Below are 17,494 nucleotides of genomic sequence, written 5' to 3' on the forward strand. Positions count from 1 at the left end.
GGCCAACTGCACGCGAGTATGCGGTGCGGCGACGAAATCGTCACCGTGGAGAACGGCACAAACGTGACGGCCGCCCCATAAGGGCGGCCGTTTTTCGTGGGATCAGCTGTTGTTGTGGTCGACTTTGATGGTGGGATCGCTGCCGGCAATCAACGTGTGGATGTTGGCGCTGGACCAGTTGTTGCCTTCCAGTTTGATCGTCACGTCCGGCGTTGCGGCAGCCGCGTCGCCAGAGTTGAACTTGCCACCGGAGCTGACTTGCAGCGACGACACGCCATCCACCGTGCTGATCTTCAGGAAGTTGTCGATGGTGCTTCCAGTCTCGCCCTGCAACAGATCACGCAGGTCGATGCGGTCGCCTTCGCTGGCCTTGAAGTCCTTGATCACGTCGTTGCCGGTGTCGCCCGACTTCCACACAAAGGTATCGGCACCCGAACCGCCAATGAGGATGTCGTTGCCCGAACCGCCCATCAGCGTGTCGTTACCGCTGCCGCCGAGCAGGATGTCATTGCCCTTGCCGCCGTCGAGGCTGTCGTTGCCACCCGAGCCGAAGAGAATGTCATTGCCCGCACCACCCAACAGGGTGTCGTTGCCGTCATGGGCACCGGACACATCAAACGCGTTGTAGTGCTCGGTGATGAACTGATGCACGTTGCTGGTGGTGACCTTGGTGACGTCCACGCCGGTCTGCTGGGCGACGAACGCCTGCATCGCCTGATAACCCTCACCGGCAATGCCGTTGAAGCTCACCAGGTCGCCGAACAGGATGTCGTTGCCGTCGCCGCCATTGACCGTGTCGGAACCCGGCTGCGTCGTTTCGGTGTGACCGATGATCGAGTTGGCCAGGTCTTTCGGATCGATGTTGGTTTGCGGCGTATGGTCCGTGTCGTACGGTTTCAGGTCGGAGAGGGTGACGTCTTTGTTCAGGCCGATCGCCTCGACATTCGACAGGTTGCCCAGCAGCGCAAAGCTGCTGTTGGCGTTGTCGGTGGTGTTCGAGTTTGAGTTGTTGCCGCTGCCCGCGAGGCTGGAAATCTCGTACGTGCCATCGCCCTGAGCGTGAACGGTGCCCAGGGTGCTCGAACTCCAGCCCCACCATGAACTGTAGGTTTGCAGCGTCGCGGTGCCCGCACTGTTGATGTTCAGGATGTGAGTGCTGTCGATGGTCGTGGAGAACGTGTCGCCCGGCTTGTAGTTGCTGGTTTTCACCACGTCATCGAGCTTCACGTTGCCGTACAGGATCGGGTTGGTCTGCTCGCCGTTCTGGTAGTACGTCGGTTGGCCGTCGGTGATGAAGTAGGTCAGGTTCTTCGCCCCGGTGTTCGCCACGGCGTCGGCGCTCTGGAACCAGTTGGCCGTGGTCTTGAACACGTCCTCGTAGTTGGTGCCGCCGCCGGACGACATCGAGTCCAGTACCGATTTGAGCAAGGTCAGGGCGTTCGGATCGTTCAGGTTGACCGATACCGACTTGTTGACCTGGGTATCGAAGTCCACCAGGAAGATGTTCACGGTGCCCGAGTTGCCGCCCATGCTCTGCTTGAGGGTGTTGAACACCGACGTCAGCGAGTCCTTGGCGGAGCTGATCGACGAGGCGCTCATGCTGCCCGAACTGTCGACCATGAACGCGATGTTGTAGTTGGTGCCCGGCACCACGGTCAGCCCGCCGATGTCGGCGACGATGATGTCGTTGCCGTCGGTGCCGGTGACGGTGTCACTGGCGGCCGTGGCGGTGATCGCGTTGTAGACCGCCGGATAAACGGTGACCGGGATCGTCGCGGTGCTGAGTGCCGATCCGCCCAACGCCTCGGTGGACGTCGAGGTCACGGTCAGGTTGAACTGGCCGTTGTAGTACGGCGGCGGGGTCACGGTCAGGGTGCCGAGGTTCCAGCCGGTGACGTTGGCTTCGCCGGAGGTCGCGGTGGCGGTGAAGGTGTGGCCGGCGCCATCGGTGAGCACCGAGCCCGCCGGAATGCCGCTGATTTTCACGCTCAGGCTTTCGGAGCCGTCGGTGTCGGTCAGCGCCGTGTTGATCGCGGTCAGGTGAACGCTGGTGCCTTCGGCACCGGTGTTGAGTTTGTAACCGTCGTAGTAGCCTTCGCCGTTGGTGCCGTGCAAATCGGACACCGTCACGCCGGCCGCGGCCAGGTCCGCCACGCCGGTGTACAACGGCACGCCAGCGCTGCTCAGGTCGACTGCCGCGCCGCCGTTGACCGACAGGTTGACGTCATAACTGCCCGGGCCGCTCTGGTTGTGGTGGTAGATGTCCAGGGTGTAGTAACCGCTGGTGGTCGGGGTGTACGAACCGTTCAAGCTGCCGCCCGCGCCCCACAAGGCACTGGCCACGTTTTTGCCGCCGATGGTCACCAGCAGGCTGTCATCGCCGGTACCGCTGAAGGTGTAAGTCTTGCCCGCTTCGAGGTAGATCAGGCCGGAGGTTTTCGATGCCGTGCCTGCCGCGACGCTGCCGTCGGACTGCACGTTGGTCACGGTGCCACTGGAGTTTGGTGTGCCCGCGCCATCGATGACGCTTTTCAGCGTGCCCGTAGCCGCGCCGTTGCCATCGGTGCCGAGGCCCGACAGGCCGGTCCAGACTTCCTTGATCAAGCCCGTCGAGGTTACGTTGTTGCTCGCGACGTTCAGCGTTGGCGCGTCAGCCACCGGGGTGATGTCGATTTTGATCGTGCCGGTGTTGCCCTGCAGCGAGCCATCGGTTGGCTGGAACTGGATCTGCGCGTAGTCCGCCTTGTTGTTGCCCATGCCGGCGCTATTGCCGTTGGCGCCAGACTCGTTGGCATCCGGCGTGAAACGCACTTTACCGGCGTCGATATCAGTCTTGCTGAGGGTCTGGTTGGCCGTGACGTCGGTCCAGGTCGAACCGTTCAGGTACTGCAATTTGCCTTCGCCCGGCAGGCCGGTGATTTTCACACCGAGGCTGGCGGCGGGGCTGTCGACATCGCTGACGCCAAAGGTCGACCAGCTCAGGATCAGCGGGGTGTCTTCGGTGCCGGTGACGTTGACCGGTGCGGCGGTCGGTGCGTCATTCACCCCGACCACGGTCACGGTGGTGGTCGCAGTGTTGGAGTAGTTGCTGCCATCGGTCACGGTCACGGTGATGATCCGCGGCACGGTGCTCGGGTCTTCACTGCCGTTGGTGAAGCTGATGTTCTTGATCTGCTGCATGTAGTCGGCGAGCGTCGCGTTGCCGGACAACGTCAGCGTGACCGTGCCATTCGTGCTGTTGGCATTGATGGTGATGCCATTCACGCTGTTGCCCAGGTTCAGCGCATCGCCCGTCTGACGGTTGGTCAGCACGATGGTCGCGCCGGTCAGCATTGTGCTGTCCGGGTCGGTGATTTTCAGGTCGGTGTCGCCGATCGATACACCCTGGCCGGTAGTGCCTTCGGTGAACGTCACGTTGTAATTGGCACCGGTGGCGCCGCTGGAGTTGTTGGCGTCGAGGTCGAGCACCGGCGGCGCATCGTTGTCGATGATCGAGGTGCTGACGCTGCCATTGGTCGAACTGACCGCCAACGTCTCGAAGTTGCCGCCGGTGGCCGAGTCGATCTTGACCACGAAGTTTTCAGTGCCTTCGGTGATCCGGTCGTCCAGCGTCGCGACGCTGAAATTGGCGCTGCTGGCGCCGGCGGGAATCTTCACGGTGTACACACCGGTGAAGTCCGAACCGTCGGCTGCGGTGCCGCTGTAGACGATTTTCAGGGTCACTTCGGTCTGCGCCGGGTTGGTCAGACTCACCGTGTAGCTGGCGGTCTGGCCTTCGGTCACCGAGGTACTGCCAGTGATGCTGACCGTGGTGGTGTCCTTGAAGTCGCCGACCGTGGTCGAGACGCTGGTCTTGTCCGCGCCGAGGGCCTCGAGATTACCGCCGCTGGCGCTCTTGATCGATTCAGTGACGGTTGGCGCGCCGTTGTAAACGTCGTTGCCCGCGGTCACAAGCAAGGTTCCGGAGCTCTGGCCGACGGCGATGGTGATGGTCTTGCCGCTGTCGAGGGTGACCGTCACTGGCGCATCGTGAGCGGTGACCAGTGCGCCGTTCTTGTCGGTGATCGTCGCGGTGTAGGTGATGGTGCCGTTTTCGTTGACCGACGGAGTGGCGGTCAGCTTCACGGTGGTTGTGTCGTTGACGTCATTGACCGAGGTGCTGACTTTGTCAGCGTTTGGAGCGATCAATTCCAGGTTGCCACCGGCCGCCGATTTGATGCCTTCGGTGACAGTGGTCGGACCTTTGTAGACGTCGTTGCCTGCGGTCACGGCCAAGGTGCCGGAACTCTGGCCGACGGCTATGGTGATGGTCTTGCCGCTGTCGAGTGTGACTGTCACTGGTGCATCGTGCGCGGTGACCAGTGCGCCTTTGGCGTCGGTCAGCGTCGCGGTGTAAGTGATGGTGCCGTTTTCATCAACGCTCGGAGTGGCGGTCAACTTCACAGTCGTCGCGTCGTTGACGTCATTGACTGTGGTGCTGACCTTGTCGGTGTTCGGAGCAATCAATTCCAGGTTGCCGCCGGCGGCCGATTTGATGCCTTCGGTGACGGTGGTCGGACCTTTGTAGACGTCGTTGTCTGCGGTCACCAACAAGGTGCCGGAGCTCTGGCCGACGGCGATGGTGATGGTCTTGCCGCTGTCGAGAGTGACGGTGACCGGTGCATCGTGCGCGGTGACCAGTGCGCCTTTGGCGTCGGTCAGCGTCGCGGTGTAAGTGATGGTGCCGTTTTCATCAACGCTCGGAGTGGCGGTCAACTTCACAGTCGTCGCGTCGTTGACGTCATTGACTGTGGTGCTGACCTTGTCGGTGTTCGGAGCAATCAATTCCAGGTTGCCGCCGGCGGCCGATTTGATGCCCTCGGTGACGGTGGTCGGACCTTTGTAGACGTCGTTGCCCGCCGTCACCAACAAGGTGCCGGAGCTCTGGCCGACGGCGATGGTGATGGTCTTGCCACTGTCGAGGGTGACGGTTACTGGCGCATCGTGCGCGGTGACCAATGCGCCTTTGGCATCGGTCAGGGTCGCGGTGTAGGTGATGGTGCCGTTTTCGTTGACCGACGGAGTGGCGGTCAGCTTCACGGTGGTTGTGTCGTTGACGTCATTGACCGAGGTGCTGACTTTGTCAGCGTTTGGAGCGATCAATTCCAGGTTGCCACCGGCCGCCGATTTGATGCCTTCGGTGACGGTGGTCGGACCTTTGTAGACGTCGTTGTCTGCGGTCACCAACAAGGTGCCGGAGCTCTGGCCGACGGCGATGGTGATGGTCTTGCCGCTGTCGAGGGTGATGGTGACTGGCACATCGTGCGCGGTGACCAGTGCGCCTTTGGCGTCGGTCAGGGTCGCGGTGTAGGTGATGGTGCCGTTTTCATTGACCGACGGCGTGGCGGTCAGCTTGGCGATAACTTCGCTGATGGTGTCGGTGATGACCACCGACGCCGGGTTGCCCACCACCAGGTTTTCCAGCGCAGTGCCACCGGAAGTCGCGCCGTTGATGCCCAATGTCGCGGTGCCGGCGTCTTTGTAGACGTCTTCGCCTTGAGGCGCCAGGGTGTGGACTTTTTCCGTTTCGCCTGCGGCGAAGGTCACGGTCTGGCCGTCGCTCAACTTCACGGTCAGCGGAACATTCTGGGCCTTGTCGAGCTTGATGGTGAAGCTCGGCGCCTGGTTTTCCAGGACCGCGCCGTTGCCGACGATGGTGATGCCGACTTTGTCGCCCTGGTTGTTGATCGAGGTACCCGAACCTGATTCGTCAGTCACGCTGGTTTGCGACGAATTTTGAGCCAGGGTCAGTTGTTGGAAGTTGTCAGCACCGCTGACGCTTTCGAGTTTGTTGACGATGGTCGGCTGACCGCCCATCAGGATGTCGTCCGGGGCGGTAATGGTGAACGATCCCGACGCCGCGTTGGCGGGCACTTTGATGAGTGTGCCGTCGGACAGCTTGAAGGTCAGCTCGTCGTGGCTGCTGATGGCGATCCCGTCTTTGTTGGACAGGGTCACGGTGTAAGTGATTTGGCCACCTTCGGCCACGGTGGTTTTATCCACGGTGAGGGTCGCGACCACTTCGCTGACATAGGCCGTCGGGTAAACCGTGACCGGAATCGTCGCGGTACTTGGCGCCGAACCGCCGAGGGTCTCGGTGGACGTTGAGGTTACGGTCAGGTTGAACTGGCCGTTGTAGTTCGCCGGCGGGGTCACGGTCAGGGTGCCGAGGTTCCAGCCGGTGACGTTGGCTTCGCCGGACGTCGCAGTGGCGGTGAAGGTGTGGCCCGCGCCATCGGTGAGGACCGAGCCGGCCGGAATGCCGCTGATCTTCACGCTCAGGATTTCGGAGCCGTCGGTGTCGGTCAGTGCCGTATTGATGGCGGACAGGTGAACGCTGGTCCCCTGCGCGCCTTCGTTGAGTTTGTAGCCCTCGTAGTAGCCTTCACCATTGCTGCCGTGCAGGTCGGAAACCGTCACGCCTGCATGGGTAAGGTCCGCCACGCCGGTGTAGATCGGCACGCCAGCGCTGCTCAGATCGACTGCCGGACTGCCGTTGACCGAGAGGTTGACGTCGTAGTTGCCCGGGCCGTTCTGGTTATGGTGGTAGATGTCCAGCGTGTAGTAGCCGCTGGCAGACGGTGTGAACGAACCGTTCAGGTTGGCACCCGTGCCCCACGTAGTGGCCGCGATGTTCTTGCCACCAATGGTCACCAGCAAGCTGTCATCGCCGGTGCCGCTGAAGGTGTAAGTCTTGCCGGCTTCCAGGTAAATCAGGCCGGAGGTTTTCGACGCGGTGCCTTGGGCCACATCGCCACCGGATTGCACGTTGCTGACGGTGCTGCTGGAATTCGGCGTGCCCGCGCCATCGATGACACTTTTCAGCGTGCCCGTTGCCGCGCCGCTGCCATCGGTGCCCAGACCCGACAGGCCGGTCCAGACGTCCTTGATCAATCCAGTCGACGTTACGTTGTTGCCCGCGACATTCAGCGTTGGCGCATCCGCCACCGGAGTGATGTCGACCTTCAGGGTCGCTTCAGTGCCCTGGTTGAAGCCGTCGGTAGGCTTGAACTGAATTTGTGCGTAATCCGACGCTTGGTTACCGATGCCGGTACCGCCGTAACCATCGGCGCCTGACTCATTGGCGGCGGGCACAAAGGTCAGTTTGCCCAGGGCGATATCCGCCTGGCTGATGGTCTGGCCCAAGGTAACCGCCACGCCGTTGAACAGCAGGGTGCCACCGCCCGATACCTGGGTGATGGTGATGCCTAGCGGGCTGTCGTTATCGACGTCGGTGACCTTGAAGTCGTTCCAGCTCAGGGTGATGGTCGAATCTTCGAGACCGGTGACAGCGCCACCGATGGACACTGGCGCGTGGTCGTTGTCGAGGATGGTGACGCGGGTCTTGTCGGTGCTCAGTACCAGGTTTTCATAATTACTGGTGCCCGAAACGCCAGTCAGTTGATTGACCACTGTCACCGACTGGTTGATGACGTGATTGTCCTGGGTGGTCACCACGGTGTTGCCGCTGGTTTGGTTGGCCGCCACTTTAACCACGGTGCCGTCAGTCAACGTAAAGGTCAGGTCACCGTGATTGTTGACCGGCAGGCCATCGGCGTTGGTCAGGGTCACGGTGTAGGTGACTTTGCCGCCTTCGGTGACGCTGGCGTTGTCCACCGTCAGTTTGGCGACCACGTCGTTGAGGGTATCGGTGATGTCCGTGGACACCAGAGACTTGTCCGGCACCAGGCTTTCAAACTTGCCGCCGCTGACTTGGTCGATGCTGGCGGTGACTTTGCCGGCGTCCAGGTACACGTCGTCTTTCGGTGCGTCCACGCTGACGTGGCCGGACACCGCATCCTTGAGGATGGTGATAGTCGAGCCGTTGCTCAGTTTCACGGTCATGTCGCTGCCGGCGGCATGGGACAAGGTCGCGGTGTAGACGATTTGCCCGCCTTCCTGCACCGAACCGCTGGCGCTGAGGGTCAGGCTGGTGGTGTCGGCGGTGTCGGTCACTTTGGTGACGACGGCCGAGCGGTCGGTGTCGAGTTTTTCGAAGTTGCCGCCGGTGCTGTCCGCGATGGCTGCGCGGACGACCGGTGCGCCGGTGTAGATGTCATTCGGTACGGTGTACGGCACCGAACCGCTGGACTCGCCGGCCTTGATGTTGATCACCAGGCCATTGTTCAGCGTCACAGTCATCGCTGTGTCGGCCGGGTGGCTCAGGGTGGCGGTGTAGAGGATCTGGCCACCTTCGCCGACGGTGCTCACGTCTGCGCTGAGCTTGAGCGTCGTGGTGTCGATGGTGTCATTGACGGTGGTGGTGTGCGTGGTCTGGCTGACGTCGAGCTTCTCGAAATCGCCGCCGCTGGTGCTGGCGATGCCGACGGTGATCTTGCTGCCGTCCTTGTAGACGTCATCGCCCGGCGCCGGGATGGTGATGGAACCTGACTTGTCACCAGCCTTGATCACGACGCTCTCGCCGTTGCTCAACTTGACCGTCATATCAGTGCCGGCGGCATTGGTCAGGTTGACGGTGTAAGTGATGTTGCCGCCTTCGACCACGTAGTCGCTGGCGGTCATGGTCACTTTGGTGGTGTCCACGGTATCGCTGATGGCGGTCGAGGTCGGCGTTGTGTCGGCGACCAGCTTCTCGAAGTTGCCACCGGTCACCTCCTTGATGGAGTTGATCAGTGGTTCGTGACCGACCAGCGCATCGTTCGGCGCCTTGACGGTGATCGAGGCATTGCTTTCACCGACGGCGATGGTGATTTTTTCACCGTTGGCCAACGTAACGACCACGGCCTGGCCGGTGACCGGTGCATTGACGGACGCGGTGTACACCACGTTGCCGCCTTCGGTCGTAGCGGGCGTCGCCGTCAGGCTGACCGTCGAGGTGTTGATCGTGTCAGTGACGTCAGTCACCGCTGCTACCGGGCTGCTCACCAGGTGTTCGAAGTTGCCGCCAGTGGCGTCCTTGATGGTCGCTTCGACTTTGCCGGCGTCTTTGTAGACGTCATCGGCCGGCGCCTTGACGGTCACCGAGCCAGTGGTCGCACCCGCAGCGATGCTGATCACCGCACCATTGCTCAGGGTGACGGTCACCGGGGTGCCGGCAGCGTTGGTCAGGGTCGCGGTGTAAACGATCGAGCCGCCTTCAGCGACGGAATCGGTCGCGGTCAGGCTAACCGTGGTGGTGTCTTTAACATCGGTTACTGAAGTGACTGCCGGGGTTTTACTCGCCACCAGATTTTCGTAGTTGCCACCGGTGGTGCCGTCGATTTTCACGCTCAGCGTTGCGCCGCCAGCCAGGGCATCGTTGGGGGCCTTGAAGTTCACATGGGCGCTGCTGGCGCCGACCGGAATGGTGATGGTCTGGCCGTTCGACAAGGTCACAACAACCGGCGTGCCGGTCACAGGCGCATTGACCGAGGCGGTGTAAACCACGGTGCCACCTTCGGCCGTGCTAGGTGTGGCGGTCAGGGAAACTGTGGTGTTGTTAATGGTGTCGGTCACGTCGGTGACGGCTGGCGTCTTGTCGGCGACCAGGTTCTCAAAGTCGCCGCCGGTGGTCTTGGTGATGCTGGCTTCCACTTTGCCGGCGTCTTTATAGACGTCATCCGACGGTGCGGCGTAGTTCACCGAACCCGTGAGGGCGCCTTTGGCAATATGGATCACTGCGCCGTTGCTCAGTGTCACATTCATGGCTGTGCCGGCAGCATTGGTCAGCGTCGCGGTGTAGACGATTGAACCGCCTTCAGCGACCGAAGGGGTGGCGCTCAGTGTCAGGCTGGTAGTGTCTTTCGTATCAGCAACGGTGGTGACCGCCGGCGCGTAATTGACCGCGACGTTTTCGAAGTTGCCACCGCTTTGGCTGACGATGATCGCCGCGACTTTGCCGCCATCGACGTACGGTGTGTCAGCCGGTGCCGCGATCTCGACCGAGCCGCTGGAAGCGCCTGCGGCGATCTGAATGACCGCGCCGTTGCTCAACTTCACGGTCATGGCCGTGTCTGTCGGGTTGGTCAGGGTGGCGGTGTAGGTGATCTGGCCACCTTCGCTGACGGTGTGGCTGGCTGACAGAGACAGCAACGTGGTGTTGATGGTGTCAAAGACGATGGTGATGGCGGGTGCCGGGCTGACGACGAGGTTCTCGAAGTTGCCGCCGGTGGCGTCGGTCACTTTCACAGTGAGCAAACCGGTGTCTCTGTAGACGTCGTCGCTTGGCGCCGCGATGGTCACCGAACCGCTGGTTTTGCCCGCGGCAATGGTGATGGTCTCACCGTTGCTCAGCGTGACGGTGACCGGGGTTTGTGCGGCGTGGCTCAGGGTCGCGGTGTAAGTAATGTGCGAACCTTCAAGTACCGCGGTGTCCGCACTGAGGGTCAGGCGTGTGGTGTTGGTGGTATCAGCCACGTTTGTCACGGCTGGCGCCGGGTTGGTGACCAGGCTTTCAAAGTTGCCGCCAGCAGCGTCTTTGATAGTGACTTCAACTTTGCCGGCGTCCTTGTAGACGTCGTCCTTCGGCGCATCGACTTTGACGGTGCCGGTGGTTTTACCGGCATCGATGGTGATGGTCGCGCCGTTGCTCAGGGTCACGGTCACTGGCGTGCCGGCCGGGTTGGTCAGGGTCGCGGTGTAAACAATCGAACCGCCCTCGTTGACGTTGCCGGTAGCGGTCAGCGAGACGGTGGTGGTGTCGACGGTGTCGGTCACGCTGGTGCTGACCGGTGTCTTGTCGGCGACCAGGTTTTCGTAATTGCCACCGCTGATGTTGGTGATCGAGTTGGTGACCGGTGCGTGACCATTGACCACATCGTTCGAAACCACGGCATTGACGGTGCCGCTGCTTTTGCCAATGTCGATGGTGATGGTCTGACCGTTGGCCAGGGTCACGATGACGGGCGAACCGGTGACCGGAGCGCCAACCGACGCGGTGTAGACCACGGTACCGCCCTCGGCCACGCTGCTGGTGGCGGTCAGAGTGACGGTTGAGGTGTCGACGGTATCGGTGACACTGGTCACGGCGGCAGCCGGGTCTTTGACCAGATTTTCGAAGTTGCCGCCCGTGGCGTCCTTGATGGTCGCTTCGACTTTGCCGGCGTCTTTGTAGACGTCGTCGGCCGGTGCCTTGACGGTCACCGAGCCAGTGGTCGCCCCCGCAGCGATGTTGATTACCGCGCCATTGCTCAGGGTGACGGTCACTGGCGTGCCGGCAGCGTTGGTCAGGGTCGCGGTGTAAACGATCGAACCACCTTCAGCGACGGAGTCGGTCGCTGTCAGGCTCAGTGTGGTGGTGTCTGCGGTGTCAGTCACCGAGGTGTCCGCCGACTTGCCGTCTACGTCCAGCTTCTCGTAGTTGCCACCCTTGGCATCATCAATCTTGACGCTCAAGGAGCCGCCGCCGGCCAAAGCATCATTCGGCGCAGTGAAATTGACGCTGGCGCTGCTCGATCCGACCGGAATGGTGATGGTCTGGCCGTTGGACAAGGTCACGACCACCGGCGAACCGGTAACGGGAGCGGTAACGGACGCGGTGTAAACCACGGTGCCGCCTTCGGCAACAGTGCCGCTGGCGGTCAGGCTGACCGTCGAGGTATCAAGCGTGTCAGTGACTTGAGTCACCGCCGCTGCCGGATCGGTGACCAGATTCTCGAAATTACCGCCCACCGCTTCTTTGACTGTGACTTCGACTTTGCCGGCGTCTTTGTAGACATCATCAGCCGGCGCCGGGACGCTCACGCTGCCAGTGGTCGCGCCCGCCGCGATGGTAATGACCGCGCCGTTGCTCAAGGTCACGGTGACTGGCGTGCCGGCCGGATTGGTCAGGGTCGCGGTGTACAGAATCTGTCCGCCCTCGGCCACTTCGGTCGATGCCGACAGGCTCAGGCCGGTGTCGTCGCGGGAGTCGGTGATGGTAGTGACCGCCGGCGTGGTGCTCGGGACCAGGTTTTCGAAGTTGCCACCCGTAGCACCGGTAATCGTGGTGGTGACGGTGCTGCCATTGTTATAGACGTCGTTGGCAGCGGTCGGCACGTTGACGGTGCCCGTGGTGTTGCCGGCGTCGATGGTGATGGTCGAACCGTTGGACAGCGTGATGGTCACCGGGGTTTGAGCCGGGTTGGTCAGCGTCGCGGTGTAGGTGATCACGCCGCCTTCGGTAACGTTGGCGCCTGCGCTCAGCGTAACCGTGGTGGTGTCGACGGTGTCGGTGACCTGAGTCACGGCCGGGGTCGTCGGCGGCGTGACGATGATGCCGTTGCCGCCCGTGGTGCCGGTGACGGTCACATCGATCTGGGTCGGGTCGTTATAAACAGTATCGTTCGGCGCCAACGGTACGCTGACGGTGCCGGTCAGTTGGCCGGCCTGGATCACGATCACCGAGCCGTTGGACAAGGTAATGCTCAGGTCGGTCAGGGGTGCCTGGCTCAGGGTCGCGGTGTAAACCAGTACGCCGCCGGCTTCGGTGATGGTCGGCGTGGCGCTCAGGCTCAGGGTCGACTCACGTTGCAAGTTCGGGTTGGTGTCGGCCGTTTGTCCGTCGAGAGGGTTCTGTGCCGCCAATGCGCTGGTGCCGAAGCCCGCCGTCGGGAAACCCACGGTCGGGTCCACCCGGCCAGCGGTGGCATCCAGCATCACGAAGCTGTGACCACCACCTGCCGCGCCGCCCGTGCCGGCAGCCGTAGGGCCGGCTGCGGTGGCTTCAAGGTCTTTGGTCGGGTCGGCGCCGGCGACGATGGCTTGCTGCAGTTCTTCAACCGATGGCGCGGCCTGTGCGGTGGCTTCTGCCAGGTCGGTGCTGGAGTCCGGAGTGTTTGCGCTCCACTGAGTGTCACGCCCCAGGTCCAGGGTCCGGCCGTCAGCCAGTTCGAGCGTGACAGCGCCCGCTGCACCAGTGTCTACCTGATCGCCCACCAGCAACCGATCGCCTTCAACGAGTACACGACGGACGCCCTCTGGGGACACCGCGAAAACTTGACCGACAATGCTTTTGACGATGGCAACAACACTGCTCATTGAAGACTCTCCGGGTGGCGCATTCAGTTGACTTGCACAGGTGACTTACTGAGACATGACGGCATTCGGCCTGCCCTGTCCGGGCGTACTTTTAAAACAAGAGTAGACGCAAGATTGACGCGGATATTCGTCAATTAATTGTCTATATTTTTTCGCTATTGACTATATGCCAAACTATTGACCTTGCAGGTGTCATCCTAAACACTCGTCCCAGTAATGTCACATTGATATTTGAGTGACGAGCCGTCTTGCCGACTGTGATTTGGCTCCAATTTTTAACTTTCCGACATACGGTCATTCGCGCGGTCATTTTCCGATGTGTTCGTATGCTTCGCAGTGATTCACGACAAGTAACTCAGGGAAATCGAAGCCGTTCGTCTTGCAGTGGTTCAAGGATTTATTCATCGCTACAGGCACCGGTTTTGTTCAGGTACAGAGCTTTACGCAGGCCATGCGACAGGCGCTGGAAGTCCATGCGGAAGTCCAGGCTGGTGTTAATAATCGATTGGGCGCGGATTATCAGTTAAAGGAGGCAAAAGGGGGATACTTTCCAAGGATCGATCTGCTGGGCGGTCAAGTTGGAAAAGGCAATGACAGCGACATCACGCGAACAGCATCGACCCATAATCACCGGGGGATTTTTGCTCCGCAGGTGTCGCGCCAGCGCCTCTCGCAAATAGCTTTTGACGGTTTTTCGACGTTCAATGAAGTGGTGCGTCAACAAGCCGCCGAGATCAAAAACATTCAGTTATTTACTCATTACCGATTCAAGGCGACCATGAGCCAGTTGCTCAAAAGCCAGGGAGTGGTCGCACCGTTGGCATCCGTTGTGCAGAACGACGAGAAGCCCAGGTTCAGCTCCCCGGGATGAATTGAGTCCTCCCTTTTTACCGTTAGCCAAGAGTGTCGAGCGTGGAATCAGAAGTCAGTCGGGTTCAACTCATCCATGATCCACGCGTGTTGCATGACGATCCGTTACTGGATGGCCTGCTCGCCCTGTGCACTCTGCACCAGAAGCCGGCCAGCGCCGCGATGTTGACCACCGGCCTGCCATTGCCCAAGCAACGCCTGAGCGTTGAACTGCTGCCTCGCGCCGCCGCTCGCGCCGGCCTGCAAGGTCGGGTGCTGCAACGCAAGCTTGAGCAGATCCCGGCGATTGCGATGCCGGCACTGCTGTTGCTCAAGGATGGCCGCAGTGCGGTCCTGCTTGGCTGGCACGGTGACGACCAGGCGCGCGTGCTGCTGAATGAGTGCGATGGCGGCGAAAGTGTCGTCAGTCGCGAACTGCTCGCCGACGACTACACCGGCAAAGTGTTTTTCGCTCAACCGCAGCACAAATTCGACGTCAATCACGGCACGCTGATTCCGCGTGCGCGTTCGTGGTTCCGCGACACCCTCAAGCGTTCGCGCTGGTTGTACGCCGACGCCATCGCCGCGAGTTTCCTGATCAACATCATCGCCATGGCCGCGCCGTTGTTCGTGATGAACGTCTACGACCGTGTGGTACCGAACCAGGCTGAATCGACCCTGTGGGTCCTGGCCATCGGCATTACCGGTGCCTACCTGTTCGACCTGATTCTGAAGAGCCTGCGCAGTCTGTGCCTGGACCTGGCCGGCAAGAAAACCGACCTGATCATCTCCGCCACATTGTTCGAACGCATTGTCGGCATGGCCATGAAGTACCGCCCGGCGCGGGTCGGCAGCTTCGCCCAGAACATCCATGAGTTTCAGAGCCTGCGCGACTTCCTCGCCTCGCTGACCCTGACCAGCCTGATCGACCTGCCGTTTACCCTGCTGATCTTCATGGTCATCGCGATCCTCGGCGGACACCTGGTGTGGATTCCGGTGCTGGCATTCCCGATTGCCCTGTTGATCGGCTACGCGTTGCAGAAGCCGTTGGTAGCGACCATGGAACGAACCATGGCCCTCGGTGCCGAGCGCCAGTCGAGCCTGATCGAAACCCTCGCCGGCCTCGACGCGGTGAAGGTCAACAACGCCGAAAGCGAACGCCAGTATCAGTGGGAACAAACCATCGGCACCCTCAGCCGCCTCGAACTTCGGGTGAAAATGCTCTCCGGCCTGGCGATGAACATCACCTTGCTGATCCAGCAACTGGCCGGGGTGATCATGATCGTCTTCGGTGTGTACCAGATCATCGACGGTCACCTGAGCATGGGCGGTCTGATTGCCTGTTACATGCTCAGCGGTCGCGCGCTGAGCCCCCTGGCCTCGCTGTCTGGCCTGCTGACCCGTTATCAGCAAGCGCGGGTGACCATGACCTCGGTCGATCAAATGATGGAGTTGCCGCAAGAGCGCAACTTCGAAGAGCGTCCGTTGAGCCGCAAGGTGCTGCAAGGCGCCATCGAGTGCCGGCAGATGAACTTCACCTACCCGCAACAGCAAAACCAGGCGCTGAAGAACATCAACCTGACCATCAAGCCGGGCGAGAAAATCGGCATCATCGGTCGCAGCGGCTCGGGCAAAAGCTCCCTGGCCAAACTGCTGGTGGGTCTGTACCAGCCGGACGACGGCGCGCTGTTGGTGGATGGCGTCGACATCCGTCAGATCGACGTCAGCGAGTTGCGCCACAACATCGGCTACGTGGCTCAGGACATTCAGCTGCTGGCGGGCACCCTGCGCGATAACCTGGTGTCGGGCGCACGTTATGTAGAAGACGAATTGGTCTTGCAAGCCGCCGAACTGGCTGGCGTGCATGAGTTCGCCCGTCTGCACCCACAAGGTTACGAACTGCAAGTCGGTGAGCGCGGGCAGAACCTGTCCGGCGGTCAACGCCAGAACGTCGCGCTGGCGCGGGCGCTGTTGCTCGATCCGCCGATTCTGCTGCTCGATGAGCCGACCAGTGCCATGGACAACACCGGTGAAGAACGCCTCAAACAACGCCTCGCGGCGGTGGTTGAAAGTAAAACCGTGGTGCTGGTCACGCACCGGGCTTCGCTGTTGTCACTGGTGGATCGCTTGATCGTCATCGACCGTGGACAAATTCTTGCCGATGGCCCGAAAGCCGCCGTGATGGAAGCGTTGAAGAAGGGGCAGATCAGTGTTGCTTAAGTCGGGTTTCAAGGGTGCGATCGGCCGTTACTTCAAAGGCTCCGAGTCGCTGCATGGCCAGCCACTGCCCGAGGTCAACAAGGCCCTCATCGAAGACGCCCCGCGCGTGGTGCGATTGACGATCTGGGCGATCATCGCCTTCTTCGTGTTTCTGATGCTGTGGGCCAACTACGCGGTGATCGACGAGGTCACCAAGGGCGACGGCAAGGCGATTCCATCGTCGAAGATCCAGAAAATCCAGAATCTTGAGGGCGGTATCGTTTCCGAGCTGTTCGTCAAAGAAGGGCAGATCGTTGAGGCCGGTGCGCCGCTGATTCGCCTCGACGACACGCGCTTCGCCTCCAACGTCGGCGAGACCGAAGCGGATCGCTTGTCGATGCTGCTGCGGGTCGAACGCCTGAGCGCGGAAGTCGACGACCGTCCGCTGAATTTCGCGGCGGACGTGCTCAAAGCCGTGCCCATTCAGGCGGCCAGCGAAGAGTCGTTGTACACCAGCCGTCGCCAGCAATTGCACGATGAAATCGGTGGTTTGCAGGAGCAGTTGATCCAGCGTCAGCAAGAGCTGCGTGAGTTCACCTCCAAACAGTCGCAGTATCGCCAGCAACTGAGTATGCAACGCCAGGAAATCAACATGTCCGAGCCATTAGTGGCCCAGGGCGCGGTGTCGCCGGTTGAAGTGCTGCGCCTGCGGCGTGCCGAAGTCGAAACGCGCGGACAACTGGATGCCACGACACTGGCGATCCCTCGCGCCGAATCGGCGATCAAGGAAGTGCAGCGCAAGATTGACGAGACGCGCGGTAAATTCCGCAGCGAAGCCCTGACTCAACTCAACGAAGCACGCACCGATCTGAACAAGGCCCAGGCCACCGGCAAAGCGCTGGAAGACCGGGTCAGCCGAACGCTGGTGGCATCGCCGGTCCGCGGCATCGTCAACAAGCTGCTGGTGAACACCATTGGCGGTGTGATCCAGCCGGGCAGTGACCTGGTGGAAATCGTGCCGCTGGACGACACCTTGCTGGTCGAGGCGAAAATTCGCCCGCAAGACATCGCCTTCCTGCACCCGGGGCAAGAGGCGACGGTGAAGTTCACGGCGTACGACTACACCATCTACGGTGGTTTGAAGGCCAAGCTTGAACAGATCGGTGCGGACACCATCACCGATGAAGACAAGAAGACCACGTACTACATCATCAAGCTGCGCACGGATCGCAGTCACCTGGGGACGGATGAAAAGCCGTTGTTGATCATTCCGGGGATGGTGGCGTCGGTGGATATCATCACCGGCAAGAAGTCGGTGCTCAGCTATTTGCTCAAGCCGATTATTCGGGCGCGGGCTGAGGCGTTGCACGAGCGGTAGGCAGTCAAGCTGTGGCGAGGGAGCAAGCTCCCTCGCCACAATTTGTACATCGTCTGTTCTGCCATATCGTTA

Annotated in this window: 3 protein-coding genes and 1 pseudogene; 3 read left to right on the top strand and 1 reads right to left on the bottom strand. The window is 61.1% G+C overall.

The genetic code is table 11. The features are described from left to right. Positions 1-102: 102 nt before the first annotated feature. Entirely contained in the window at positions 103-12,996 is a 12,894-nt protein-coding gene (locus AC07N8_RS26985) for a retention module-containing protein (RefSeq protein WP_493146700.1), read from the bottom strand. Between the two features lie 718 nt (positions 12,997-13,714). Here AC07N8_RS26985 and AC07N8_RS26990 point away from each other — a divergent pair. The 3 genes and pseudogenes from AC07N8_RS26990 to AC07N8_RS27000 all read left to right on the top strand — a co-directional run. Further along, positions 13,715-13,872: pseudogene (locus AC07N8_RS26990) on the top strand (TolC family outer membrane protein); the annotation flags it as partial. Between the two features lie 36 nt (positions 13,873-13,908). Further along, positions 13,909-16,065: a type I secretion system permease/ATPase gene (locus tag AC07N8_RS26995; protein ID WP_493146702.1), complete on the top strand. Its 2,157-nt coding sequence runs from the start codon at positions 13,909-13,911 to the stop codon at positions 16,063-16,065. Beyond that, a complete protein-coding gene (locus tag AC07N8_RS27000; protein ID WP_493146703.1) occupies positions 16,055-17,422 on the top strand; it encodes an HlyD family type I secretion periplasmic adaptor subunit in 1,368 nt (455 codons plus the stop codon). The genes AC07N8_RS26995 and AC07N8_RS27000 overlap by 11 nt, the downstream gene beginning before the upstream one ends. The last annotated feature ends 72 nt before the right edge of the window (positions 17,423-17,494 follow it).

The sequence above is a fragment of the Pseudomonas sp. GW821-FHT10C09 genome (genome assembly GCF_059415465.1).

Coding starts and splice junctions, on each gene's coding strand:
- AC07N8_RS26985 (WP_493146700.1), bottom strand. CDS start 12,996: ATGAGCAGTGTTGTTGCCATCGTCAAAAGCATTGTCGGTCAAGTTTTC.